Source organism: Methylobacterium sp. M6A4_1b (genome assembly GCF_053345175.1).
Genome location: NZ_JBKEZQ010000019.1, coordinates 26,321 through 51,615, shown reverse-complemented (window position 1 = coordinate 51,615; position 25,295 = coordinate 26,321). Strand labels below are relative to the sequence as shown.

General features: G+C 70.2%; 24 protein-coding genes. 7 read left to right on the top strand and 17 right to left on the bottom strand.

The window, feature by feature from the left end; all coding sequences use genetic code 11:
• Nucleotides 1-64: 64 nt before the first annotated feature.
• The 5 genes from lptB to ACLBWX_RS17155 all read right to left on the bottom strand — a co-directional run bounded on the left by lptB (nucleotide 65) and on the right by ACLBWX_RS17155 (nucleotide 3,893).
• On the bottom strand, nucleotides 65-853 hold the full coding sequence (gene lptB, locus ACLBWX_RS17175; protein WP_243214809.1) for an LPS export ABC transporter ATP-binding protein: 789 nt from the start codon (nucleotides 851-853) through the stop codon (nucleotides 65-67).
• 83 nt (nucleotides 854-936) lie between these two features.
• Nucleotides 937-1,623, bottom strand: a complete 687-nt coding sequence (locus tag ACLBWX_RS17170) for an LptA/OstA family protein (RefSeq protein WP_447678239.1) — start codon at nucleotides 1,621-1,623, stop codon at nucleotides 937-939.
• Between the two features lie 71 nt (nucleotides 1,624-1,694).
• Complete coding sequence (locus tag ACLBWX_RS17165; protein WP_447678218.1) at nucleotides 1,695-2,507, bottom strand: lipopolysaccharide-assembly, LptC-related protein; 813 nt, start codon at nucleotides 2,505-2,507, stop codon at nucleotides 1,695-1,697.
• A gap of 213 nt (nucleotides 2,508-2,720) precedes the next feature.
• Entirely contained in the window at nucleotides 2,721-3,347 is a 627-nt protein-coding gene (locus tag ACLBWX_RS17160) for a ribonuclease D (protein ID WP_447678217.1), read from the bottom strand.
• Between the two features lie 183 nt (nucleotides 3,348-3,530).
• Nucleotides 3,531-3,893, bottom strand: a complete 363-nt coding sequence (locus ACLBWX_RS17155; protein WP_447678216.1) for a helix-hairpin-helix domain-containing protein — start codon at nucleotides 3,891-3,893, stop codon at nucleotides 3,531-3,533.
• A gap of 1,151 nt (nucleotides 3,894-5,044) precedes the next feature.
• Between ACLBWX_RS17155 and rpmF the strand changes: the two genes are divergently transcribed.
• A complete protein-coding gene (gene rpmF, locus ACLBWX_RS17150; protein WP_055946842.1) occupies nucleotides 5,045-5,233 on the top strand; it encodes a 50S ribosomal protein L32 in 189 nt (62 codons plus the stop codon).
• Nucleotides 5,234-5,370: 137 nt separating this feature from the next.
• Here rpmF and ACLBWX_RS17145 read toward each other — a convergent pair whose 3' ends face one another.
• Entirely contained in the window at nucleotides 5,371-5,619 is a 249-nt protein-coding gene (locus ACLBWX_RS17145; RefSeq protein WP_447678215.1) for a hypothetical protein, read from the bottom strand.
• A 153-nt stretch (nucleotides 5,620-5,772) separates the two neighbouring features.
• Complete coding sequence (phaR, locus tag ACLBWX_RS17140; protein ID WP_447678214.1) at nucleotides 5,773-6,399, bottom strand: polyhydroxyalkanoate synthesis repressor PhaR; 627 nt, start codon at nucleotides 6,397-6,399, stop codon at nucleotides 5,773-5,775.
• Between the two features lie 316 nt (nucleotides 6,400-6,715).
• Between phaR and ACLBWX_RS17135 the strand changes: the two genes are divergently transcribed.
• Complete coding sequence (locus tag ACLBWX_RS17135; protein ID WP_447678213.1) at nucleotides 6,716-7,897, top strand: acetyl-CoA C-acetyltransferase; 1,182 nt, start codon at nucleotides 6,716-6,718, stop codon at nucleotides 7,895-7,897.
• Nucleotides 7,898-8,030: 133 nt separating this feature from the next.
• Nucleotides 8,031-8,762, top strand: coding sequence for an acetoacetyl-CoA reductase (phbB, locus tag ACLBWX_RS17130; protein WP_447678212.1), 732 nt, complete (start codon nucleotides 8,031-8,033; stop codon nucleotides 8,760-8,762).
• Between the two features lie 36 nt (nucleotides 8,763-8,798).
• Here the strand turns inward: phbB and ACLBWX_RS17125 are convergent, their stop codons facing one another.
• Nucleotides 8,799-10,055, bottom strand: coding sequence for a glycerophosphodiester phosphodiesterase family protein (locus tag ACLBWX_RS17125; RefSeq protein WP_447678211.1), 1,257 nt, complete (start codon nucleotides 10,053-10,055; stop codon nucleotides 8,799-8,801).
• 155 nt (nucleotides 10,056-10,210) lie between these two features.
• On the opposite strand from ACLBWX_RS17125, the gene yddG reads away from it, so the two are divergent.
• Nucleotides 10,211-11,080: an aromatic amino acid exporter YddG gene (yddG, locus tag ACLBWX_RS17120; protein ID WP_447678210.1), complete on the top strand. Its 870-nt coding sequence runs from the start codon at nucleotides 10,211-10,213 to the stop codon at nucleotides 11,078-11,080.
• 25 nt (nucleotides 11,081-11,105) lie between these two features.
• Here yddG and ACLBWX_RS17115 read toward each other — a convergent pair whose 3' ends face one another.
• The 3 genes from ACLBWX_RS17115 to ACLBWX_RS17105 are packed head-to-tail and all read right to left on the bottom strand — an operon-like array spanning nucleotide 11,106 to nucleotide 12,718.
• A complete protein-coding gene (locus ACLBWX_RS17115) occupies nucleotides 11,106-11,555 on the bottom strand; it encodes a cupin domain-containing protein (protein ID WP_447678209.1) in 450 nt (149 codons plus the stop codon).
• Between the two features lie 36 nt (nucleotides 11,556-11,591).
• Entirely contained in the window at nucleotides 11,592-12,407 is an 816-nt protein-coding gene (locus ACLBWX_RS17110) for a hypothetical protein (protein ID WP_447678208.1), read from the bottom strand.
• Nucleotides 12,407-12,718, bottom strand: a complete 312-nt coding sequence (locus ACLBWX_RS17105) for a hypothetical protein (protein ID WP_447678207.1) — start codon at nucleotides 12,716-12,718, stop codon at nucleotides 12,407-12,409. The genes ACLBWX_RS17110 and ACLBWX_RS17105 overlap by 1 nt, the downstream gene beginning before the upstream one ends.
• Before the next feature lie 318 nt (nucleotides 12,719-13,036).
• On the opposite strand from ACLBWX_RS17105, the gene ACLBWX_RS17100 reads away from it, so the two are divergent.
• Complete coding sequence (locus tag ACLBWX_RS17100; protein ID WP_447678206.1) at nucleotides 13,037-15,952, top strand: phosphoenolpyruvate carboxylase; 2,916 nt, start codon at nucleotides 13,037-13,039, stop codon at nucleotides 15,950-15,952.
• A gap of 81 nt (nucleotides 15,953-16,033) precedes the next feature.
• Here the strand turns inward: ACLBWX_RS17100 and ACLBWX_RS17095 are convergent, their stop codons facing one another.
• From ACLBWX_RS17095 to ACLBWX_RS17075, 5 genes are all read right to left on the bottom strand, one after another.
• Nucleotides 16,034-17,479 (bottom strand): phosphomannomutase, encoded by a 1,446-nt coding sequence (locus ACLBWX_RS17095; protein WP_447678205.1) that lies wholly within the window; start codon nucleotides 17,477-17,479, stop codon nucleotides 16,034-16,036.
• A 279-nt stretch (nucleotides 17,480-17,758) separates the two neighbouring features.
• Nucleotides 17,759-18,193, bottom strand: coding sequence for an NfeD family protein (locus ACLBWX_RS17090; protein ID WP_447678204.1), 435 nt, complete (start codon nucleotides 18,191-18,193; stop codon nucleotides 17,759-17,761).
• Nucleotides 18,190-19,170 (bottom strand): SPFH domain-containing protein, encoded by a 981-nt coding sequence (locus ACLBWX_RS17085; protein WP_447678203.1) that lies wholly within the window; start codon nucleotides 19,168-19,170, stop codon nucleotides 18,190-18,192. Before ACLBWX_RS17085 ends, ACLBWX_RS17090 begins: the two co-directional genes overlap by 4 nt.
• A 95-nt stretch (nucleotides 19,171-19,265) precedes the next feature.
• Nucleotides 19,266-20,411, bottom strand: a complete 1,146-nt coding sequence (locus ACLBWX_RS17080; protein ID WP_447678202.1) for a thermonuclease family protein — start codon at nucleotides 20,409-20,411, stop codon at nucleotides 19,266-19,268.
• A 122-nt stretch (nucleotides 20,412-20,533) separates the two neighbouring features.
• Nucleotides 20,534-21,445: a hypothetical protein gene (locus ACLBWX_RS17075; protein ID WP_447678201.1), complete on the bottom strand. Its 912-nt coding sequence runs from the start codon at nucleotides 21,443-21,445 to the stop codon at nucleotides 20,534-20,536.
• Nucleotides 21,446-21,842: 397 nt separating this feature from the next.
• Here ACLBWX_RS17075 and ACLBWX_RS17070 point away from each other — a divergent pair, with 397 nt between their 5' ends.
• Together ACLBWX_RS17070 and ACLBWX_RS17065 are read left to right on the top strand one after the other, a co-directional pair.
• A complete protein-coding gene (locus ACLBWX_RS17070; RefSeq protein WP_447678200.1) occupies nucleotides 21,843-22,766 on the top strand; it encodes a lipid kinase in 924 nt (307 codons plus the stop codon).
• A gap of 102 nt (nucleotides 22,767-22,868) precedes the next feature.
• Nucleotides 22,869-23,618 (top strand): TerC family protein, encoded by a 750-nt coding sequence (locus ACLBWX_RS17065; RefSeq protein WP_447678199.1) that lies wholly within the window; start codon nucleotides 22,869-22,871, stop codon nucleotides 23,616-23,618.
• Between the two features lie 562 nt (nucleotides 23,619-24,180).
• Here ACLBWX_RS17065 and ACLBWX_RS17060 read toward each other — a convergent pair.
• Nucleotides 24,181-25,041 carry an acid phosphatase gene (locus ACLBWX_RS17060; protein ID WP_447678198.1) on the bottom strand — a complete coding sequence of 287 codons (861 nt, stop codon included), beginning with the start codon at nucleotides 25,039-25,041 and terminating at the stop codon, nucleotides 24,181-24,183.
• Between the last annotated feature and the right edge of the window lie 254 nt (nucleotides 25,042-25,295).

Sequence of the window (25,295 nt, the reverse complement as noted above, 5' to 3'; positions counted from 1 at the left end):
AAATCTGGGGGAACGGAGACGGGTGCAGGGCTCGCATGCTGCGAGGAAGGCGGAGACTCGGAGCCTAGAGGCGAAAATCCTCGCCGAGATAGAGTCGGCGCGCCTCTGGATTGGCCACGATCTCCTCGGGCGTGCCCTCGGTGAGGATGCGGCCCGAATGGGCGATGTAGGCGCGGTCGATCAGGCCGAGGGTCTCACGCACGTTATGGTCGGTGATGAGCACGCCGATGCCGCGCTGCTTCAGGTGCTTCACCAGATCCTGGATGTCGCCGACCGCGATGGGGTCGATGCCCGCGAAGGGCTCGTCGAGGAGCATGAAGCTCGGCGAGGAGGCCAGAGCCCGGGCAATCTCGCAGCGCCGGCGCTCGCCGCCCGACAGGGCGATGGAAGGCGACTTGCGCAGCCGGGCGATATCGAATTCCTCGAGCAGCGATTCGAGCTTGCGGGCGCGCTCCTTCCGATCCGGCTCGGCCACCTCGAGCACCGCGCGGATGTTGTCCTCCACGGTGAGGCCGCGGAAGATCGAGGCCTCCTGCGGCAGGTAGCCGATGCCGAGGCGGGCACGCTGATACATCGGCAACTGGGTGATCGGCAGGCCGTCGAGGGTGATCGTGCCGCGGTCGGCGGTGACGAGACCCGTGATCATGTAGAAGATCGTGGTCTTGCCCGCGCCGTTGGGACCGAGGAGTCCGACCGCCTCGCCGTTGCGCACGGTGAGGCCGGCCTCGTGCACCACGGTGCGGGCACCGTAGCTCTTGCGCAGGCCGCGCACGCAGAGAATGCCCGGCCCGCCGCCCTCCTCGACGATGGCGGCCGCCTCGGCCGCACGGCGGCGGGCGCGGCCGCCGAACAGCCGTCGGATCAGGGAGGGCGCCGGCAGCGCGCCGGCGCGGTCGGAGGAGCGCTCCGCCAGGGCGGGCGCCGGCGATGCGGCACTCAATTCGTCTGGGCCCGGGTCTTGCCGGCCGGCTTTTCGGCGGAGGCCTCGGTGGGCTTATCGGCTGTGGGCTTGGCCGGGCGCCCGGCGATGGGCGCCTGCGAGCAGCCCTTGCCCTTGGCCCCGTCGTCCTTCTGCGGCACCAGAAGGGCGGAGACACGCCCACCCGCCACCGGGTCCATGTTCGCCCGGCCGGTGTTCATGTCGTAGACGAGGCGCGAGCCCCGGGTGACGTTCTGGCACTGGCTCAGGATGACGTTGCCGGTGACCACGATGCGCTTGGCCTCCTGATCGAACACGGCGTTGTCGCCGGTGGCGATCTGGTCCTTCTGCACCACGGTGACGGGGCCGGCGCATTCCACGCGCTGGATTCCGTTCTCGTTCAAGCCGGCGGCACGCTCGGCTTGGCTCGGAGGCTCGGCACCCGCCGCTGCCGGCTCCTTCTTGTCCTTGCCGCGCTTGTAGCGCACCGTCATGCTGGAGCAGCGGATGGTGCTGTCGCCCTGCACGGCGACGACGTTGCCGGCGAAGATCGCCTTGTTCTCGCGGTCGAACACGTCGAGCCGGTCGGCGTCGATCTTGATGGGCTCCTTGCCGCCCCCGCCGAGATTGCCCATGGGCGAGGCGGCCTTTTCCTTGCGCGGGGCCGCGGGCGCGATTTGCGCCGTGGCGGGTCCGGCCGCCATCAGGACCGCCAGAACGAGCGCGAGGGGCGCCAAGTGTCGGTGGGAAGCGATGTCCTTGCCCGCGGACCGCGTCACCGGCGGCGCTCCCCGTCATCGGGTTCGGCCGCCGTGGTCCGGATGCGGGGCGGCTTGTCGGTCAGCCCGGCGACCTGAGCCGGGTCGGCCTGGGCCTTGCCCTCCGTCGCTTCGGACTTGTCCTGCGGATCCTGTCCGGTCCGCTCCTGCCCGTGCAGGACCGTGTGGACGTTGCCGACGAAGGAGATCACATGGCCGCTGTCGATCACCTCGAGGGTGTCGGCCACGATGGTGCCGCTGGGCATCGAGACCGTGACGGTCTCGCTCGAGCGCACGCTGCCGGCCTTGAAGTCGACGGCGGCCGTCTTCAGACGAACCTCCTCGCCCTTGTCGGTCCAGAGGCGGATGTCGCGCTCGAGGGTCATGGCCTCCCGGGACGAATCGAACACGCCGGAGGCGGCTTCGAGATGGACAAGGCCGCCCTTGTCGTCGGTGTTGAGCTGGCCCTTCATCGCCTGCAACTCGATCACGCTCGGCTTGCGCACGTCCTGGAAGGCGGCGGTGGCGGTGACCTCGTAGCCCCGGTCGCCCTTGCGAAAGCCGGAGAGGCGCGGGTTCTCCATCTTCACCTTGCTGCCCGACAGGCTGACCTGGCCCATCGACACGTCGGGAAGGCCGGCTCCGAACGGGTTGAACAGGGTGACGACCGCGAGCGCCAGCACGGCGGTTCCGGCGGCGAGGGGGATGAGGCGGCGCAGGGCGCGCACGTGGCTGCTGTGGTTGCGCGCCCGCGCATGGGCACGGGTCCGGCGCACATCGACGCGGCCGCCGCTCGTCTGCCCCGTCTCGATCGCTGCGCCCACGTGCATGATCTTTCCAACATCGTACCCCGGCAGCGTCGACGCTCGCGAAGGGCGCGCCACGGCTGGGTCGACCGCCGGATGCCCGGGGGCAATGGCGAAGTTATGGCCGGAAGCTTGAGAAAGCATCAAGCCTCCGCGTCCGCGAAAGGCGGAATGGCGCAGGGGCGGGATCGGGGATGTGCGACGGCGCACGGCGGTCCATGCGGCCCCCGCCCGTCCTCACGCATGCGCGAAGATGTCGGTCTCCGCCCAGCCCGCCAGATCGAGCCGGGCGCGGGTCGGCAGGAAGTCGAAACAGTTTCGGGCGAGGTCCGTGCGGCCTTCCCGCTCCAGCATCGCGTCGAGGCGCGCCCGCGCGGCGTGGAGATAGAGCACGTCGGAGGCGGCGTAATCGACCTGAGCCTGACTCAGGGTGTCGGCGCCCCAGTCGGAGGATTGCTGCTGCTTGGAGAGGTCGACGCCCACGAGTTCGCGGACCACGTCCTTCAGGCCGTGCCGGTCGGTGTAGGTACGCGCCAGCTTCGAGGCGACCTTGGTGCAGTAGACCGGCGCCGGCATGACGCCGAGGCCGTGGAACAACACCGCGAGATCGAAGCGCGCGAAGTGGAAGATCTTCAGGGTGGCCGGATCGGCCAGCACGCGCACGAGCGTCTCCGGGGCCGGACCACCGGGGACGATCTGGATCACGTCGGCGCTGCCGTCGCCGCGCGAGATCTGCACGACGCAGAGCCGGTCGCGATGGGGATTGAGCCCAAGGGTCTCGGTGTCGATGGCGATGGCCGGACCGGCGACGTAATCGGCGGGCAGGTCACCGCGATGCAGGCGGATGGCAGGATGCGACGGCATGGGGGGGCGTTTTCGCGCTGGGATCGACGACGGGCCACGAACGGCGTTTCGCGCGTGATCCCGGGCGCCTATCACCCGGCCCGCTCCCCTGCAAGGATTGTGGAGCACGCGGCGCGAGGGATGCCCCCGCGCCGCCTCAGGCCTCACGTCTGCTTGGTCGGCCCTGTTTCTATTTCGCCAAAACTATTTCTGCTTGGCAATAATCTTGTCCTTGATACCGTCATAGGCGTTCTGCGGGATGATCTTCTTGGACAGGAGCTCGTCCTTGCCGCGATAGGGACGCCCCTTGATGATCGCGGCGGCACGAGCGGCGCCGATGCCCGGCAGGGCATCGAGTTCGGCGGCACTGGCGCTGTTGATGTCGATCAGGGCCGTCTTCGCCGCTGGCTCGACCGTCGGCGCCTTCGGGGCCGCGGGCGCGGTCGGCGCCACCGTCTTCGGTGCGGTTGTCGGACTGGGGGTGGCGGGGCTCGGTGCCTGGGCCAGGGCGGGGGCGGCGGCGAAGCAGGTCAGAACGGCGAGGGTACGCAGCAGGGATGAGGACATGGACGTCTCCCGAAAAGCGTCGCCGTCCGCGCGATGCGGCAGCGGGCCGATCCGCTGAATAGAAGTCTCAACTTGAACCAGAGATTAAAGTCTTCGCGCCGTTCCAAACGTCGTCAGGGCATCCGCGGCGGAGAACTCGGCGTCGGCGCCGGGCTCTCCGCGAAGCGCCACGCCGCCGAATGCACGCCCTCATCCTGTCCATCCACCGCCACGAGGCCAATCATCATGGTCTTCAAGCGCGCCGGGATCAGTTCAGAGATCCACACGCGCTGCCACGCGTCGCGGATCGTCAGGTCGGGATCGCACCAGGAGCGGCGCCAGAGGGCCGATGGCGGGCCGCACCTCGTTTCCCCGGAAAGCGGCCGGCATCCAGATCCAGGCCGACAGTACGTTCCCTGCCATCCGGTCGAGATCGGTGAGATCCTGTGCAGCGGGCGCGAAAACCCCAAGACCGGCCACGGGGCCGTCCGGATCGATTGGCCGGTCCCGGGACGGGTATTGCGCATCCCTCTTCGGCGGCGCCAGGGAATTAGGTTCGTCCGAGCAGGCCGGCGCAGTGGTGCGAATCCGCGCGCAGACCGATCGACCTCGGAGCAGACCGATCGCCCTCGGAGCAGACCGATCGCCCTCGGAACAGGGATCCAGTCACGCTCCCTGGAGACCTTCGTAGAGTTCGAGGTCCTTCGCTGCGCCGTAAGCGCCGGCATCCGTGTCGTGCGCCGCGACGCGCGTCTCAGGCGCCGAGTGGGCGAATCGGAACAGACCGAGGGGCTTCGCGTCACCGCCCCGCTGGACCAGATCGCGGTCGCAGGTGTCGCCCAGGCTTCCGAAGCCCTTGCGGAGGTCGTGAGGTATCGGGATATCGTCGCTGCGCCGGCGAAGCCGGAACCGCCTCGGCCATCAACTCCGAAAACGACGGGGGATCCGCCGATGGGCAGGATTCGGGAGGGAAGGGCGCGGCGGCTGAGGCTCGCGGTCGGACGAGCCGTCCGGGCGAAGCCCGGGACCGCGCATCCGGAGCACTCTAGCCAGAACCCGCGCGCGGCGTTATAGAGCCGCCAGCGAATCTCCGTTTGACCACGGTACCGAGGCGGCCTTCCCCTGGAAGTCGCGCCCACGGTGCCTTTTTTGCCGTAAACAGGACTCTTCCGATGGCCGTTCCGAAGCGAAAGACCTCTCCCTCGCGTCGCGGCATGCGCCGCTCCGCCGACGCCCTCAAGGCCCCGACCTACGTCACCGACAAGGATTCGGGCGAGCTGCGCCGTCCCCACCACATCGACCTGAAGACCGGCATGTACCGGGGCCGCCAGGTCCTGAAGGTGAAGTCGACCGAGGCCTGAGCGTCGCGGGGGCGCCGTATGGTCGCCCCGGAAGGCACCGGATACCTGGGATGCACGAGCCGAGGCCCCGCAAGGGCCCGGCTTTTTTCGTGGCGTGATCCGCTGCGGCACCCTGCAGTGGCCGATGTCGGTCGCCGTCAGGCGCGGCGCGCAGCCTCGGCGTAGCGCGCGGCGGCCGAGCGCGTGCGCTCGATGCGGGAGGGCCGCAGGGTCGGCTCGGTGCAGACGATGAGCTGGGCGAGGAAGCCGGAAAGGGGACGGGCCGGGATCGGCCGGTATCCGGATGCCTCGGCGCCGGAGACGACCACGAGGTCGCGACGCGCGGCGGAGGCCGATCCGGGCGATGCGCCTGCCGGGCCTTCCCGCTCCGTCTCGGCATGCCCCATAGCCGTCACTCCCCGCGCCCGCATGGCCCGTGGGAGGAGAATTGGCCCGCGTTAACGGTTCGTCAACCTTTGCTCTGGCGCCGGTCTCGCAGCAAGGTTACCGGCTCGGGGTGCCGAGCGGCGTCCGCCGACGCCCTCCGCCGATTCCCTGGCCTACTTCTTGGCCAGATCCTCGAGACGGGACTGCATCTCGGCCATCTGGCGCTTGAGATCGTCGAGGTCGCTTCCGCCGGAGGCATGCTGCGCAGGCGCGGGAACGACGGCGCCGGACTTGCCCGCCGAGGAGGGATGCGTGCCCATGCCGGAGAGCGGCCCGGTGCCGAAGGTGGTGAACATCTTCATCGCATCGCCGAAGAAGCTCATGTTGGCCCGAACCTGCTCCTCCATCGCGCTCTGGAACACGGTAGGCGCGAAGCTCTGGGTCATCTTCTCGCGCAGGCCCTCCTGGTCCCGGGCGAAGTTGGCCATCGAGAATTCCAGGAAGCTCGGGACCATGGTGCGCATGCTGTCGCCGTAGAAGCGGATCAGCTGGCGCAGGAAAGCCACCGGCAGCAGGTTGTCCTCGCCGGCCTTGTTCTCCTGCTCGAAGATGATCTGCGTCAGAACCGACCGGGTGATGTCGTCGCCCGAGCGCGCATCGTAGACGAGAAAATCCTCGCCGTTCTGCACCATCGTCGCCAAGTCCTCGAGGGTGACGTAGGTCGACGTCCCGGTGTGATAGAGGCGCCGATTGGCGTATTTCTTGATGACGGTGTGGGTGGACTTACCGTTATCCGCCATTTCTGGGGGCCTCTCCCGACGCGTTCATCGCCGCGCAATCTTCTTCGATGGCGCTGAGGACCACTGCCCGATCCCGCGGCGCACAAGTGCACCTTAAGACGTTCGCGTGCCGACGAAAACAGCAATTTAGCGCCCATCCCGCGGAATACCACGCAAGGGAGCGTTTCCTGTCACGGGAGGAGCCTCAAACAACCCTCGGGTGCCTTGACTTCGCAGGGTCGACGGCTTTCATCCGAGGGAACGGCACAAAGGCGCCCACGCTCGATCGACATCCGAGCGTCAAGGGAGCGCCGGCCGGTATGAGGAGAACGTCACCATGGCAGCAGAAGACATCGTCATCGTCGGCGCGGCACGCACCGCGGTCGGCTCGTTCGGCGGCGTGTTCAACACCGTCCCCGCGCACGACCTCGGCGCCGTGGCGATCAAGGCGGCCCTCGAGCGCGCCGGCGTCCCCGCCGACGACGTGGACGAGGTGATCTTCGGCCAGGTGCTCACCGCCGGCGCCGGCCAGAACCCCGCCCGCCAGGCTGCGATCAAGGCCGGCATTCCCGAGAAGGCCACGGCCTGGGGCGTCAACCAGGTCTGCGGCTCGGGCCTGCGCACCGTCGCCATCGGCATGCAGCAGATCGCCAACGGCGACGCCACCGTCATCGTGGCCGGCGGCCAGGAATCGATGTCCCTCTCCCCCCACGCGCAGTACCTGCGCGGCGGCCAGAAGATGGGTGACGTCAAGCTCGTCGACACCATGATCAAGGACGGGCTCTGGGACGCCTTCAACGGCTACCACATGGGTCAGACGGCCGAGAACGTGGCCCAGGCCTTCCAGCTCACCCGTGAGCAGCAGGACCAGTTCGCCACCGCCTCGCAGAACAAGGCCGAAGCCGCCCGCCGGGAAGGCCGCTTCAAGGAGGAGATCGTCCCCGTCACCGTGCCGGGCCGCAAGGGCGACGTGATCGTCGACACCGACGAGTACATCCGTGACGGCGCCACCGTGGAGGCGATGGCCAAGCTCAAGCCGGCCTTCACCAAGGACGGGACCGTGACCGCCGCCAACGCCTCCGGCCTGAACGACGGCGCCGCCGCCATCGTGCTGATGTCGGCCTCCGAAGCCGAGCGCCGGGGCATCAAGCCCCTCGCCCGGATCGTCTCCTGGGCCACGGCCGGCGTCGACCCCAAGGTGATGGGCACCGGCCCGATCCCGGCCTCGCGCAAGGCCCTCGACAAGGCAGGCTGGAAGCCGTCCGACCTCGATCTGATCGAGGCCAACGAGGCCTTCGCCGCCCAGGCGCTCGCCGTGAACAAGGACATGGGCTGGGACACCGACAAGGTGAACGTCAATGGCGGCGCCATCGCCATCGGCCACCCGATCGGCGCCTCCGGTGCCCGCGTCCTCGTCACCCTGCTGCACGAGTTGAAGCGCCGGGACGCCAAGCGCGGCCTCGCAACGCTCTGCATCGGCGGCGGCATGGGCGTCGCCCTCTGCGTCGAGCGCGTCTGAGCCGCGTCCCGGGCGGCGCGGGATGAAGTCCTGACGTCGCCGCAGATCTAGATCGGTCGCGTGATGCGCGGGCGCTCCGCTCAAGCGCGACCGGCCGACCAAAATCACAAGAAACCGGATTTCGGAGGAAACCATGGCTCAGGAACGCGTCGCACTCGTCACCGGCGGCACCCGCGGCATCGGCGCCGCCATCTCGAAGGGGCTGAAGGCCAAGGGCTACAAGGTCGCGGCCAATTATGGTGGCAACGACGAGGCCGCCAACGCCTTCAAGGAAGAGACCGGCATCCCGGTCTTCAAGTTCGACGTCGGCGACTACGCCGCCTGCGAGGCCGGCATCAAGGCCGTCGAATCCGAGGTCGGTCCGGTCGACATCCTGGTCAACAATGCCGGCATCACCCGCGACGGCCTGTTCCACAAGATGACCTTCGAGAAGTGGCAGGCGGTCATCAAGACCAACCTCGATTCCGCCTTCACGGTCACCCGGCCGGTCATCGAGGGCATGCGCAACCGGGGCTTCGGCCGCATCATCCTGATCTCGTCGATCAATGGCCAGAAGGGCCAGATCGGCCAGGCCAACTACTCGGCCGCCAAGGCCGGCGTGATCGGCTTCGCCAAGGCCTTGGCCCAGGAGAGCGCCTCGAAGGGCATCACCGTCAACGTGATCGCGCCCGGCTACATCGCCACCGACATGGTGATGGCGGTGCCGGAGGACGTGCGCAACAAGATCATCTCGACGATCCCGGTGGGCCGCCTCGGCGAGGCGGAGGAGATCGCCCGCGCGGTGGAATACCTCGCCGCCGAAGATTCGGGCTTCATCACCGGTTCGACCCTGACCATCAACGGCGCCCAGTACATCGCCGGATGAGCGTTCGCGCGGCTCCCGTCGCGGGAGCCGCGTCCCTCACTCGAGACCGAGGCAGTTCGCGTAGAACGTCGTCGTCGCCGGCCAATCCGAGAACACCCCCTTCACGCCGACGTCGCGGTGGAGCACGTCGAGGAGGGTGAAGGTGTCGCCGTCCCGGTCGATCACCGGGCGGATCGATTTGTAGTAATATCCTCCCCCGTCCTTCAGCGGCCCCGAGCGCTCCAGCGACCAGGTGATCAGGTCGAGTCCGGCGGCCCGCGCCGCGCGCGCATAGGCCGAAGGCTCGATCGTCCCGTTCGGCCCGACCCGGACCAGCATCCAGAGCGGCGGCGCCAGGGTGCGCAGGCCCAGCGCCGCCAATTCCGTCATGCCGGGTTTCCAGCTCTCCGGCGTCTCGGGGTCGAAGCCCGGATCGGTCTCGTCGCGGTTGTCGAGCCAGAGAGCCTGCCGTCCGAATTCGGGCTCCGCCTTCAGCCAGTACAGGATGTCCCGGAGCTGGAAGCTCTGCGGCCGCACGTCCGAGGCCGGAATGCCCACCCGCTTGTAGGCGTCGATCATCGCCTGGGCGTACTGGTCCTGGCCGTAACCCTCGAAGGGCATCGGCACCTCGGGCGCCTTCAGCTCCGGCGTGAACCGGCGCCCCAGGGATTTCACCAGCGCGATGTACGCGTCATGGGTCATCAGCGTGCCGGTGGTGGCGTAGAGATCGGTGCGCCAGCGCGGGGTCGCGTTCGCGTAGGCCTCCCGGGTCGTGGCCCGCGGGTCGCTCGCGTCCATCTTGCCATTGAGGCTCTCGAACTCGGCCAGGGTCAGGTCGCTGGTGCAGCAGCGGGCCGAGGCCTTTCGCCCGGTGGCCGGGTCGGCGGGCTGGAAGTCCTGGCTGCACTTGGCCGCCAGGTCCGGGCGGGCGAGGATGTCCGTGGTGGCATGGAGGTCGCACTGGGCATGCCGGCAGACGAGCTGCCGATCGCGCGTGAAGGCGACGTCGCACTCGATCACGCCGGCGCCCATGCGGGCGGCCGCCAGGATGCCCTCCCGGGTGTGCTCGGGAAACTGCAGCGGCGCGCCACGGTGGGCGATCGAGAAGGTGCGGGCGGTGTAGGCCCTGTCCGCGCCGCAGGCCAGCAGGCGTTCCTTCAAGGGACCCGGCTTCATGCTGTCGACGAGGTAGAACGGCCGCGGGCCGAGCTGGGCCGGCTCACCGGCCATCGCCGGGCCTGCGGCGAGGAGCAGGGCCAGCCTCAGGGCCGACGCCGTCCGGGGGCGTCCCCGCCCGAGAGAAGCCGCGCCCATGGTCCGCCTCCGCGTCGCCTGTCTGCCCGTATCAGGTAGCGTGCGTCCGTGACCGGTCGATGAAGGGAGCCGCACCGGACGTCGTCGCCTTGCCCGGGACGGCTCCGGCATGGGACAGCGGCCCGGCCTCCCCCACCTCGGACATCCGGATTCCCATGCCCTCCGCGACCCTGCTCGGCTTCGGCGCGATCCTGCTCTGGTCGCTGCTCGCCCTGCTCACGGCCCTGTCGGGAGCGGTACCGCCGTTTCAACTCGCTGCGATGACCTTCGCGCTCGGCGGCCTCGTCGGCTGCGCCAGCTGGCTCGTGCGTCCCGCGGGGATCCGGGCCCTGCGCCAGCCCTGGCCGGTCTGGCTCCTCGGTATCGGCGGCCTGTTCGGATACCACGCTCTGTACTTCGCCGCCCTGCGCCTCGCCCCGCCGGCCGAGGCGGGCCTGCTCAACTACCTCTGGCCCCTGCTCATCGTGCTGCTGTCGGCCCGGCTTCCCGGAGCCGCGGGCCTCCGCGCCGGCCATCTCGGGGGGGCTGCCCTCGGGCTCGTCGGCGTCGGAGTGCTGTTCGCCGGGCGGAGCGGGATCGACTTCGCTGCCGGGGCCATGCCCGGCTACCTCGCGGCGCTGGCAGCCGCCTTCGTCTGGTCGAGCTATTCCGTGCTCTCGTCCCGGGTCGGGGCGGTGCCGACGGATGCGGTGGCGGGCTTCTGCGTCGCCACCGCCGCCCTGAGCCTCGCCTGCCACCGCGCCTTCGAGACGACCCTGTGGCCGGAGAGCGCGGTGCAGTGGGGTGCGGTCGTCGCCCTCGGGCTCGGGCCCGTGGGCGCCGCGTTCTACCTCTGGGACATCGGGGTCAAGCGGGGCGACCTGCGCCTCCTCGGGGTCTCGGCCTACGCGGCCCCGATCCTGTCGACGCTGACCTTGGTGCTCGCCGGCTACGCCGAGCCGAGCCCGGCCCTGGCGCTCGCCTGCCTCCTCATCGTCCTCGGCGCCGGGGTGGCGGTGCGGGCCTCTCGCGCCGACGCGCCCTAGGCCTCACGGATCAGGACCTTCGGCATCAGGATCTGGGCGTCGGGCGCCAGTCCGGCGGCGCCATCTCGAAGCCGGCGAACTCGAAGGCCGGCGAGACCGTGCAGCCCACCAGCGTCCAGGCACCGAGGCTGGTGGCGGTCTGCCAATGGCCGGCGGGCACCACGATCTGCGGCTGCTGGCCCCGGGCGAGGTCGGGGCCGAGATAGGCGGCCGTCGCATCGTGGCCGTTGGGGCTCACCGTCAGGACCAGCGGCGCGCCCGCATGCCAGTGCCAGATCTCGGCGGCATCCACGCGATGCCACTCGGAGACTTCGCCGAGATCGAGCAGGTAGTAGATCGCGCTGCCCACCGAGCGCCCGTCCGCGGTCCGCGGATCGCGGAAGGTCTCGCGATAATGGCCGCCCTCCGGGTGCGGCGCGAGGCCGAGGCGGGCGATCACTTCCGCGGCGGTCGGTCCCTGCGATCCCGCACTCATCGACGCATACTCATGGGCGAACTCCTACGGACCGTGTCACTCGATAGCGCCCTGTGGCAAACTGAGGCCGGGCGGCGCCTTGGCGCCGGACGCCCGGTCCGCTGAGTCCTTCGCCACCTTGGGCCGGCCCTTCGGCTTCGCTGGACTCTTTCCCGCCTTGGCCGCGTCGTCCTTGGCGGCGACCGGCGCGCCCTTCACCGCAGGTGCCTCGCCGCATTCGCGGAACCCGAGCTGCGCCAGGCTCTGACTGGTCTCGGAGACGATGTTGAGGGTGTCGGGCAATGGTGCCGGCACGGGATCCCAGCGGACCGGGGCGCCGAGCAGCGCGCCCAGCGCCGCCGGGCTTCCGCCGCGCCGCAGGGCGAACAGGTCGGGACCGTACGCCGTGGCGGCCTTGCCGGCGATGACGACCTCGAGCACCCGGGTGGTCTCCGGCGTGAGCGGACGCAACGGGTTCTCGACGATGACGGCGCCCGTACGGGTGACCCAGAGGGAGAAATCCTTCGGCCCCTCGTAGAGCGCCGCCCGAGCCTCGCATTGCACCGTGAGGCCGGGCAGGTTGGCGGCCGGCATCGGCGCCGGGGCGGCGGGCACGGGCTCCGGGACGACCGGCCGTACCTCGGCCGCCGTCGGTTTCGCCACCGGCTTGGCGACGGGTTTGGCGACGGGTTTGGCCACAGGCTTCGGCTTGGGCTTCGGAGTGGCCTTGCGCGGGGGTGCCTGCGGCTCGGATGCGGCCGGTGCCTCGGCCTCCGGCGCCGGTTCGGGGGCCTGGGCCCGGGCCGAGCCGGCCGCGATCAGGGCGGCCAGGGGCAGGAGGGTCGCCCACCGGCGCGTGCGGGAGCACACCATCAGGGAAGCCCTCGATCGCGATGCGGGTCTCGGAGGGGCGACGACGGCAGCTCCTTGGGCGGGGCCTCGGCCGAAATCGCGTGCGACCGCTCGGGCTCGATGTCCAGGATGGTCGCGGTGCGGTCGATGGGGCTCGCGCGCATCGGCTCCAGGCTCCGGATCAACAGCTCTTCGCCGTCGGCCTCGTCCACGAGGTCTTCCTCGCGTCCCATGCGCAGCTCCGGCCGGCGCCCGCGCGTGAGCTGCAGGGCCACGAGGAAGCCGGAGAACAGGAGGACGCCGAGCGCCCCCAGGATCAGGAGTGTTTCCATGCCGGGTCCAGCGTTAGCCCAGGACGCGCCGCGTTGCATCCTCCCCCGGCGCTTTCGCCGAGCCCCGCCGGGGCTCGGAACGGTCCTTGCGTCCCGGACCAGCGATGTCAGAAGGTGCGTCTCCATCCCGGCCCGATGCCCCCGAGAGCCGGGTCCGTCGGGCATGGAGCGTGCTACCGCGGAGACCCGGGACGGAACCAGTCGCCCCCTGGCGACGCCCGTGGATTCCGCGCAGTTCCGACGCACCGGCGTCGTCCGCATACCGTATGACGTATGACACCGTAGCCCGCTCCCGAACCCCAAGGTCGATCGATGCGCATGCATGACCTCAGCCCGGCCGATGCCGTCCGGGACCCCGGCCACGATCCGAAGGGGGCCGAGGGCCTGGAGCGTGATCTCCTGCGGCTGATCGAGGAATCCCGCGAGCAGGCGGCGGAGGACCCGTTCCGCAACCCCGTTCTCGCGGTGACGCTGGCCATCACCCGGCGATTCGACCGGGGCGAGATCGGCGAGGACGACCTCGACGCGCTGTTTCCGCGCCTGCGGGCGCAGTCCCTGGCCGCCCGCGCGGAGCGCCTGCGCGCCTATGTCGGGCTCGACCGGGACGCGTCACTGACGCCCGACGCCCGGATGGCCACCCGCCTCGTGGCGGCGGTGCCGGCGCGCCAGGGGGATTTCGAGACCTTCCGGGACCTCGTGGGCCGCACGGGCTTCGCCGTGGTCTTTACCGCCCACCCGACCTTCGGAATGCCGCGCGCCGTCGCCGCCCTGATCGCCCAGGCGGCGACCGAGGCCGAGGGGGCGACCCGGGAGCCGCTGCTCGCGCGCGCGGCCGGCCTCTCGACCCGGCCCGATCCGAACATCAGCCTCGACGACGAGTTCGACCAGGCCTGCGTCGCGGCCAATCACGGCCGCACCGCCCTCGACGGCTTCAACGCCGCGCTCCTCGACGCCGCCCGGGCGCGCTGGCCCGACCGCTGGACGGAGCTCGTGCCGAAGCCCTTCGCCATCGCGAGCTGGGTCGGCTGCGACACCGACGGGCGCACGGATATCGGCTGGTGGGACACCCTGCGCTACCGACTCGAATCGAAGCGGATGCAGCTCGACCGCGTGATGCGCCAGCTGCCACAGGTGCCGGCGACCCAGGTGGTGCGTGATCTCACGGGGGGAGCGCTCGCCGCCGTGAACCGCCAGCTCGCCGTGGCGCCCCGCCTCGGGACCAAGCCGTCCCTGGAGGCCGTACACCGCTTCGCCCTCGCCCTGATCATCGAGCGCGAGCGCGCCCAGACCGATTCCAGCGCGATCCTGGCCGGACTCGCGGGGGCCATCGGCGCCGCCGAGTCGGATGCCGACAGGCACAGGATCGCACTGCTGCGCTCCGGCATCGCCACTCACGGCCTCTCGAACGCCCTGCCGCACTTTCGGCTCAACGCCAGCCAGATCCACAACGCGGTGCGCCGCGTCACCGACCTCGAGGGCGAACCCACGGATGCCGCCCAGCGCCGCTCGCACCTTGCCACCATCCATGCGCTCCTCAACGACGTGCAGCCGGTGGACGTCGATTTCGGTGCGCTGGCCGCCGAGCGCGCCTCAGCCGCCCGGCTGATGATGACGATCACCCAGATCCTCAAGCACGTCGACGGCACCCACCCGGTCCGCTTCCTCATCGCCGAGACCGAGACCGGCTACACCCTGCTCGCCGCCCTCTGGCTGGCACGACATTACGGCATCGCCGACAAGGTCGAGATCACGCCGCTGTTCGAGACGGCGAGCGCTCTGGAACAGGGCATCCGCGTCCTCGACGATGCGCTCCGCAACCCGCATTGGCGGCAGTATCTCAAGCGCATCGGGCGCCTGACGGTGCAGTTCGGCTACTCGGATTCCGGGCGCTACGTCGGCCAGCTCGCCGCGAGCTTCTGGATCGAGCGCCTGCGCCTGCGCATCACCGAGTTGATGGTGCAGAACGACCTCACGGGGGTGGAGCTCGCCATCTTCGACACGCACGGCGAATCCATCGGCCGGGGCGCCCACCCGTCGTCGCTGCGTGACCGCCTCGCCTATCTCGCGCCCGAGGATGCGCGCCGGCGCAACCGGAACGCGGGGATCCGCGTGCGCCTCGAATCGAGCTTCCAGGGCTCGGACGGCTACCTGATGTTCGGCACCCTGCCCCTGGCCGAGGCCACGGTGGAGCGCATCGCCGAGCACGTCTTCGCCTTCGACGTCGCCGACGACGACAGCTTCGCCGACTACGTTCTGTCCGATCCGGCGAGCGGGGCCGACGAGACCGACGACCCGATCTACGCCGAGCCGGACTTCGCTGCCGAGTTCTTCACCGTGGTGCGCCAGGACATGGAGGCGCTGGTGGACGATCCCGGCTACGCCGCCCTCCTCGGCACATTCGGCCCGAGCCTTCTCGACCGCACAGGCTCCCGGCCGGTCGCCCGCCAGACCGATGGCGGCGGCCCGACCATGATCACCCATCCCCGTCAGATGCGGGCGATTCCCAACAACGCGATCCTGCAGCAGCTCGGCTTCCTGGCCAATTCCCTGCACGGCGTCGGCCGGGCCGCCGGCCGGACCCCGGACCTGTTCCGCGACATGCGCCGGGATTCGGTGCGCTTCTCACGCGCCTTCCGTCTGGTCCAGCACGCCGCCAGCGTCGCCGACCTCGACGTGCTGCGCGCCTACATCGACACCCTCGATCCGGCGGTGTGGCTGGAGCGGGCGCGGCGCACCCAGCGCGACGGTCGGCGCGAGGAACTCGTGGTGATCGCCAACGCCCTCGACCGGCTGCACCTCGCCCCCGACCTGCGCCACCTGTTCGGCCGCCTCACCTGCGATTGGCTCGACCTCCAGGTCGCCGCGCCCGACCTCGGCCGGATGTCGGCCCGCTTGACCCTGCTGCACGCGATCCGGCTCGCGCTGATCCATCGGATCTGGTTCCTGGCCGTGCACATCCCGGGCTTCCGGCCGCAATCGGGTGTGAGTCGCGAGGCCCTGATCGAGCGCTTCCTGCGCCTCGATATCGACGGCTGCCTCGCGCTGCTGGAAGATATCTTTCCGATCACGCCGGATCCGACCCTCGGTCTGAACTTCGGCGAGCCCGCCGGTCCCCGCGACGTCGGAACCTACGAGGCCGAGCACAGGACGCTGTTCGAACCGATTCGGCGCAGCTTTCTGCGCGTGCGCGAGATCTCGGGCATGATCCAGCACGAGGTGGGTGCGTTCGGCTGAGGCCGGGGCTCGCGGCCCCGGCGCGTCGGGGCCGCCGGATCGCGCCGACGGCCTTGTTACGCTCCGGATCCCGAGCGCCGATCAGTGCGGCGCGGAGGCCGAACCCGATGCGCCCGTCGTCATCGCGGCGGCCGCGGCGGCCAATCCCCAGCGGACCAGCTCTTCCGCCTCGTCGGCCGTCCCCGCCTCGGCGTAGCAGCGCAGTTCAGGCGCGTTGCCGGAGGCGCGGAAGTGGATGGTCCGCCCGCCATCGAGCTCCATCCTCACGCCGTCCTGCTCGTCGACGGCGCGCGGCTCGCCGATCGGCCGAAGGAAATCCCGCCGGTACGCCTCCTGGCCGAGTTGCCGCAGGAAGGCGCCACTCTTCTCGGCCGGCGTGTTGGGCAGGCGGTCGCTCGCGGTCTCACCCACGTTGAGGGACGCGACGAGATCCGCGAGGGACAATCCGGCTTTGCGCGCCGCGGCCAGCGTCGCCAGGATCGGCAGCATCGCATCGCGCGTCGGCAGCGCGGGCAGGGTTCGGCCGTCGAGCCTCACGTCCGAGCCGAGCAGGAAGCCGCCATTCGCCTCGAAGCCGACGACGGCTTCGGCGCCCTGCGTCTCCGCCTGGGCCATGCCGGCGATGACGTAGGGTGAACCCACCCTGGTGCGCAGCACGCGCCGGAACCCGCCCGCCTGCTCGATGGCCGAGCCGGCCGTGACGGGCACCACGACGGTATCGACGCCGAGATAGCGTGCCGTGATCAACCCGAGCACATCTCCCCGCAGGATCCGCCCGGCGGCATCGGCGACCAGCGGCCGGTCGGCGTCGCCGTCGGTCGTCACGAGGGCGTCGAACGTGCCGGACGCCATGGCTTCGCGGATGAAGGCGATGTCCTCCGGGCGATGGGCCTCCGTGTCGATCGGAACGAAGCGCGCCGCGCGCCCGATCGAGACCACGTCCCCACCCAACGCCGTCAGCAGTTCGACGAGCAGGTCCCGCGCGACGGAGCTCTGCTGGTAGACCGCGATCCTGAGGCCGGCCAGGATGTCGGATGCGAAGGCCTCGCAGTAGCGTTGGCGGTAACGGTCCGTCGCGCCGGGTTCAGGCGTAGCGGGAGCGGCAGCCGCCATGGTGCCTTCCGTGGAGATGTCGCCGAGGGCGGCCAGGATCGCGACCTCATCGGTCTTGGTGATCTCGCCGTCGGGCCGGTAGAACTTCAGACCGTTCCGGTCCTCCGGGATATGGCTGCCGGTGACCATCACGGCACAGGCGCCGCGGCGCAGCGCCTCCAGCGCCAAGGCCGGCGTCGGCAGCGCGCCGCAATCGATCGCCGTGAAGCCGGCGCCCGTCGCGGCAGCGGCCACCGTCGCCGCGATGCCGGGGCTGCTGTCGCGCAGGTCCCGCCCGATCACGACGGTCTGGCCGGCGCCGGTCGTCGCGGCGATGGAGCGGAAGAAGGCGCTTGCATAGGCATAGCTTGGCCATCCCACGAGATCGGTGACCAGCCCGCGCAAACCGCTCGTTCCGAACTTCAAGCTGCTCATGAGATGTCCTGTCAGAGGGGCGCGACGCAATGGTGAGGAGGGCGCCACCTGCGCTTCTATAAATAGCCGTGCGCTTTCTCAAATGAATCTCGGCTCGTCGCGCAGGGTCTCGGACGGATCAGAGAAGCTGCTCCGCGGGGACGGCTCCGAAAACCCTGCCCGAGGAATGCCATGCGACGGTCGAGGGAGCGGGACGAGGGAATTTCCGGCATCCCGGCCCTGCACCGTCGAGCCGGCACCTCTCCGTTCCGCCGACGACCCGCCTGGGGACGGTCGTTCCTAAGGCGCGGCCTCCACTGTCAGCAGCGTGCCCTCCACCCCCGTCACCCGCACCCGCGCGCCCAGCGGCGCATCCGGGCCGGTGACGCGCCAAAGGGTGTCGTTGACGCGGATCTGGCCCTCGCCCGCCACGATCGGGGCCGAGAGGAGGTAAGCGCGCCCGACCAGCCCCTGGGCGCCCTGGTTCAAGGTGTTCGTCGCCCTGGTCCGCCGGCTCGCCACCACCGCGAAGAGCACGGAGAGGATACCGAAGAGCAGGATCTGACCCTGCCAGGGCATCGGTACGAGGAGGATCTGCAGCCCCGTCACCAGGGCTGCCAGCCCCAGCCAGAGCAGGAAGACGCCGGACGCCACGAGCTCCGTCCCCATCAGCACGAGGCCGATCAGGATCCAGGTCCAGGCAGGCCCGATCGCCTCGACGAACGACGCGATCATCGGGTGCCGCCCCCGACATTCGGCGGCAGGCCGGTGCTCTTGCGGGCCGGAGCGCCCTCGCCGAAGACGCTGCGCGTGATCTCCGCGATGCCGCCCAGGGTGCCGGCCAGGGCCGCCGCCTCGATCGGCACGACCACCACGCGCTGGTTCGGCGCCGTGGCGATCGCTTTCACCGCATCGACGTACTTCTCGGCCACGAGGAAGTTCGCCGCCGCGAGATCGCCCTTGGCGATGGCCTCGCTGACGAGTTGCGTCGCCCGCGCCTCCGCCTCGGCGCCGCGTTCACGGGCCTCCGCATCGCGAAAAGCCGCCTCTTTGCGCCCTTCCGCCTCCAGGATCGCCGATTGCTTGCGTCCCTCCGCGCGCAGGATCTCGGCCTGCCGGTGCCCTTCCGCCTCGAGCACCGAAGCGCGCTTCTCACGCTCGGCCTTCATCTGGCGCGCCATCGCACCGGCAAGGTCGGCGGGCGGCACGATGTCCTTGATCTCGATGCGGGTCATCTTCACGCCCCAGGGCGAGGCGGCGGCATCCATCACCCGCAGCAGGCGCTCGTTGATCTCGTCGCGGTGCGACAGCAGCTGGTCGAGGTCCATCGAGCCGACCACCGTGCGGATGTTGGTCATGGTCAGGGTCATCATTGCGACCTCGAGGTTCGAGACCTCGTAGGAGGCGCGGGCCGCATCGAGCACCTGATAGAAGACCACGGCGTCGATCCGCACCCCGGCATTGTCGCGGGTGAAGGCCTCCTGGCTCGGCACGTCGATGACCTGTTCCATGACGTTCACCCGTCGGCCGATGCGCTCGACATAGGGGGCGATGAGGCCGAGGCCGGATTCCAGGCTGCGGTGGTACTTGCCGAACCGCTCCACGGTATAGACGTGCCCCTGCGGCACGATGTTGATGCCGATCCCGAGAGTGATGACGACGAGCGCCACGAGCACCACCGCCGCGACGCTCACGCCCACAGAGAAATCCATGCCCCGCCCCCAGACAGTCCCGCCGGCATTGAGACCAGGGGACCGGTGCGACGCAAGGGTGTTTTCGGCGCCGCGCCCCGGATGGGTTCAAGGCATCAGCGTGACCAGACTCCGAGGCGCTCGGCACGGGCATGGTCCTCGGCGGCCACGAGGTCAGGCGTCGCCTCGGGCGAGGCCCGGCCGCCACCGTTGAACAGCACCACCTCCGAGAGGTCGCGCCCGTCCACCGAGCACAGCCGGGCCTCGCTGCCGGCCACCGGCTGGCAGGTCACCGTGCGGCCGGCGAGGTAGCGGGTGAGTTCGTCGGCCTGTCCGCCGCGAACCCACTCGACTCCGAACAGGCGCACGAGCTTGCCGCCGACGCGCAGGGTCGCGGTGTCGATGACCTCGACCGGGCCGCTGATCTCGTTGGCCGAGGCCTGCTTCGGAGGCGGCTCCTCCGGCGCGGCCGGGCTCATGTCGGGAGCGCTCGGCGGCGGCGTGGCCGATGGGACCTGCGGCCGGGTCTGTGCCGGCGGCGCGCCGGTCTCGGCCGGCGCCGTCTCCTGGGGCGTACGTCCGCCGAGAACGGCGAGCAGGGCCGCGAGGGCGGCGGCGCCGAGACCGATCGGAAGGGCGCGCCGGGACAAGGCGTCCCGCAGCACGTTGCGGTCGCGGGCGACCTCGCCCAGCCGCGAGGCACTGTCGGCGAGCCGGCCGCGAGCATAGCCGCCAACCCGCTGCGCTCCCTCCCGGACGCGGCCCGCGGCGAGGCCGGCCCGGGTCGGCTCCGCCGGCTCCACCGCCGCGCCGGGCACAGCCGGCGAGGCCTCGGCCCGGCTCCGCCGCAGCGTTGCCAGGCGGTCGGAGACGGACGTGGCGAGGGCACGGCCCCGGCTGGCCGAGCGGGCCATCAGCGACCGCGCGAGGACCGACTGCGTCTCGACGAACCGCGCCGTCGCCGTCCGGAAGTCTTCGGTCGGAACGGGCTCCGGTTCGCGTTCGGGTTCCGACGCGGGGACTGGCCGGAACAGGGTGGGATGCCGCTCTCGGAACTCCGCGAGCAGGGCCGGCAGATCCATCGGGACGGTGGCGCCGTCCGTCGCAGCGACCTGGCGCGGCGCACCCGTTCGGTCGACCACGCGGTAGCCGGGAGGCTCCGGGCTCGGCATGAGGGCCGCCTCCGCCAGGAGCGCGAGTGTCCGCTCCGCGACCGGATAGGCGCCGGCCTGCGCGACCGCTTCGGCGATGCGCGCGCGCAAGGCCTCGCGCTCCGAGGCCGTCCCGTCCCGTCGCGCGTCACCCGGCACCGGCGAGGGTGGATCTCGATCATCCAAGACGCGAACAACTCCGGGTATGACGCACCGATCGCGGCGGGCCGGCCTCAGGCCCCACGCTGAGCACCCGCTATAGCGCTCTGCGGCCCGGCACCATAGCGGCGCAGGACGCGGCTCGATTCGGCGACGATGAGCGGGCGTTCCCCGGCGAAGCTGATGGTGAGGGTAAGCTCCGAGACGCCCTGCGAGCGGACGCCGCGGACCGGATTGTCGGCGCGGAAATCGAAGGTGGTTTGGACGATACAGGTCGCACTGGCGGCGTTGCAGGCGGTCCGGGTGGCGCCGCCCTGCGCCTCGTAGCGCCGCTCGGGCCAGCGCCGGACGAAGCGGCGCTTCTCGGCAATGAGCGCGGCCAGCGACACGGTCCGACCGTGAAAACGAACGCGCTCGGCATAGAACCGGGGCGCGGCAGCTACCATTGCGTCGCCCGATGCCGAGACGTTGTCGAGGTAGCGGTCGGTCAGGCGGGTCGCGGCAGCGGCCCATTCGGGGAAGCGGGCCTCGGAAGCCGCCACCGGCGGCGCCATCGGCGTGGGCGTGTCGGCGAGGCGCGGACGGATGTGGAGGCGCTCCGGCACGGTGCCCCGGATCGCGGCGCGGCGGCCCTCGGCGGACGAACCGGCTACGCGCCGCCGGTGCGAGGCCATCGGAGTCCGCTCGGAGACCGCCGGGTCCTGAGCCGCCTGACCCTCGGCCTGGGTCTTCGCCGGCGCAGGGGTCACGGGAGCAGGTTTTTCGGCCACAGGTCTCTCGCCCGAAGGCTTCTCGCCGACCGTTTTGTCCGCACCGGGCGTCCCGGCCTGGCGCGCCGGGGGATCGACCCAGCCCGGGCGCGACTGCGCCTGCGCCATCCCGAGAGACAGCGCCGCGCTCACCAGTGCGACGGACGAGACGAGACCGAGGCGGACCTGCGTCAGCCGGACGAGGCCGGTTCGGTGGAAGCTTGAACCGTGGCGCATGGGATCATCACCGAGGTCGCGGCCGGGGTTTCGGAAAGGCGCGTGCGGGACCGATCGACCGGAGTGAAACGTCGGGTGCGCCCGCTAAGTTTCCCTGAACGCGTGCGCAAAGGTGCGGTCCGGGGTGCCGACATGTGGAGGAGTGCGAGGATTGCGGGGACGCATCCGAGCGAAGACTCTTGTGCCGGCCGGCTCTTGTCATTGCCAAGCCTGAACCCACCTTGTGGTGCGGGTCCGGGCCCCTCTGGCGGTCGAGGCGTTGACCGTGATGTCGGACCCTTCCATGCTTTTGCGCTGACGCGGCGCGAACGCACCGGAGGGTGTCGAACCTCATGGTCCCTCGTAGTCTCCCGCCCGATCCGATCCGGCCTGATCAGACCCGATCCGGAGGAGCACGATGAGCGCGTCCGGCCGGAAGGCGCTCCTCCTCGTCAATCCGAAAGCCCGCAACGGCAGCTTCTCCCTGGACGAGGTGCGCGACGTCCTGCGCGCCGGTGGCATCGAGCCGTTCGAGCCGCCGGGCGACGCCGATTGCACCGCCGTCATCAAGCGCCATGCGGAAGGCTGCGACCTCGTCATTCTCGGCGGAGGCGATGGCACGCTCAATGCGGCTGCGCCCGCCCTGGTGGAGACGGGGCTGCCCCTGGGTATCCTGCCCCTCGGCACGGCGAACGATCTCGCCCGTTCCCTCGGCCTGCCCGTCGACCCGGTAGAGGCCGCTCGCCTCATCACCACCGCGGATGCGCGCCCGGCCGATCTCGGCTGCGTCAACGGGCACTACTACTTCAACGTCGCCAGCATCGGGTTCTCGGCGGACCTCGCCGGCGACCTGACGGCGGAATCGAAGAAGACCTGGGGTACGCTCGGCTACGGCATCGCGGCGGTGCGCGTGCTCCGGCGGATGCGGCCCTTCACCGTCTACATCGAGCATGACGGGCAGACCGAGACCGTGCGCACCATCCAGGTCTCGGTGGGCAACGGTCGCCACTACGGCGGCGGCATGACCGTGGAGGAGACGGCCACCGTCGACGACGGCAAGCTCGACTTCTACAGCCTTGAGGTCGCTCATTGGTGGCGGCTGCTGATGCTGCTGCCAGCCCTGCGCAGGGGTACGCAGGGCAAGGCGGCCGACGTGCGGGCCTTCAGCACCACCGAGATCGTGGTCAAGACCAAGAAGCCGCGGCCGGTGAATACCGATGGCGAGCTGTCGACCTATACGCCGGCCCACTTCAAGGTCCTGCCGAAGGCGGTGCGGATCTTCAGTCCGGCGCCGGCCGACCGGTCCGGCGCCGCTTCGAGCAGCGCCGGCCTCACGGCCTGACCCCGCGAAATCCGGGGCCGGAACCGGCCCTTTCCCACTTCACGCCTGCTCCCGGCGCGACGCCGCTCGTGGAGCGACCCTCACCGACGAAACGAGGCCCCCGTGGACAGCCTGCTTCAACTCGCCAGCGATCCCACCGCCTGGGTGGCCCTCGCCACCCTGGTGGTGATGGAGGTCGTACTCGGCATCGACAATCTCATCTTCATCTCGATCCTGACGAACAGGCTTCCGCCCGAGCACCAGCAGAAGGCACGGCGCATCGGCATTGGCCTCGCCCTGATCCTGCGCCTGGGGCTCCTCGCCACCATCGCGTACATCGTTGCCCTGACGCAGCCGGTCTTCGAGGTGTTCGGCAAGGGCTTCTCGTGGCGCGACCTCATCCTCATCGGCGGCGGCCTGTTCCTGCTGTGGAAAGCCACGAAGGAGATCCACCACACCGTCGATCCGGAACCGGAGACGCCCGGGAGCGGCGCCGTGCGGCTCGGCTTCGCCGCCGCCATCGGCCAGATCCTCGTTCTCGACCTCGTATTTTCCATCGACAGCATCATCACGGCGGTGGGCATGACCGAGCACGTGCCGATCATGGTGATCGCCGTCGTGACCGCCGTGACCGTGATGCTGCTGGCCGCCGACCCGCTGTCGCGCTTCATCGCCGCCAATCCGACGGTGGTGATGCTCGCTCTCGGCTTCCTCTTCATGATCGGCATGACGCTGATCGCCGAGGGCTTCGGCGCCCACGTGCCGAAGGGCTACATCTACACCGCCATGGCCTTCTCGGCCGGCGTGGAGGGGCTGAACATGCTGGCCCGGCGCCGCAAGCGGAGCCAAGCCGGGACGGTGACCAAGCGCTGAGGCGCCGTGGTTAACGTTTCACGGGAAAACAATACCGAGGCCCGGCCGAGTGATCGGCCGAGCCTCCTCGCATCCGACCGCGTCCCGGCAGTGGTCGATCAGCTCACGAGGAACCGGCGCGGCAGCCGCGGTGGCCGAGGCCGGTCCGGCAGATCCGATCGTCGCGGTCGAACAGGGTGTAGACGTTCGCCCGAAGCTTCATGCCCGGCCGATTCGGAGCCATCCGCGAGACGCCAAAGCCGACCACGCGGCTCGGCCGCTTCCCCTGTGGCGCTGCCCTCACCCGCTCCGATGCCGATGCCCTCGGCGCTCAACTGCTGGCGCGAGACACTTCGCTCCTGGGCCGGTCCTACACCGGAGAGGAGGGCCGCGGTCGTCGGCGGAGCACCGCGCAGGAATGCGGACCGCGTGGGTGGAACAAGGAGGATGACCGGAAGTCTGGCGGTCCCCTGTCGAGTAGGACCACTGCCACGGCCTGGGTACCGACCACCTTCCGGACGACACTCCGACACCCAGGCAAGAGAAAGCTCTCTTTCTCCAGTTATTGAGAGAACATCACAAACTACAACACAGGCTCCCGTGCGGCAGCTTCCTCGCGGGCGCAGATCGCCCGGTCGGGGGCCGGGCCGCCGGCGCTCACGAGCTTGGCGAGTTCCACGCGGGCCTTCTCCAAGTCGGCCCGGAAGCCGGCATCGCCTTGAAGCGCCGCGAAGACCGCGCTGGCGGCGGTGCGTCCGGCCTCGATGTCGCTGACCCAGTGCAGACCGCAGACGATGCGGCTCTCGCCGTAGGAGCGGGCGCGGACGAAGAACTGCGTCGCCTTCTCCGGCATCAGCGCCGCCATGATCGAAGCATAGGTCCAGGCCTGCGTCGCGTGGCTCGACGGGAAGCTGAAGGCGTTGCCGAGGTCGCCCGTGCGCATCACGCAGATTTCCGCATCGTTGCCGACGAAGGGGCGCAGGCGGCGGTAATGCAGCTTCGGTCCTCGCGTGGCCTGAGCGATGTCGAGACGCGCGCGCTCCAGCAAGGTCATCAAGGCGGGCGCCCGCGACTGTTCGATGCGCTGGCCGATGACGCAGGCGAAATCGTCGAGGATCGCCGAGGCGCCGTCGGCCACGTCGGTGGTGGCCAGCGCCCAGCGCGGCGTGCCCTTGAGGGCGCGTGTGGCGACGAAGGCCGCCTTGTCGGCGGCCTCGGCCGCCGACTGACCCCGGGGCGGCGCGCCGAGAATCGCCACGGTGTCGGGCGCCTGCGCTTCGGAGAGGTAGGGCATGCGGGCCGGCTTGCCGGGCGTCAGCGGCGCGACGCCGACGGCGGGGGCCGAAGCCGGCTTCTGCGCCGCTTCCTGGGCCAGAACCGGCAGGGGCACGACCCCGATCGGCGCGACCGCGAGGAACATCAGGATCTGGGACAGGCGGGCCATCGGCGTCTCGGTGTCAGAGGGAAGCACAGAGCAGGTGTCGCAGGAGTATAGAACTCCTTTACAACAAGCCTATGGCAGGCTTCATCTGAACGCTGACGGAACTGCCTCCAGTGTTTCCCTTAGTGCAGGCAGGATTTCGATAGACATCCGATTTCTCCGCCTCTGCCAGAGCGCGGATCGGTCACGACGAATGATCCGCCGCGCCCTGGAAGGCACGACGGATCGAGCGGTGCGTGAACCGATGCGGCCGGAGC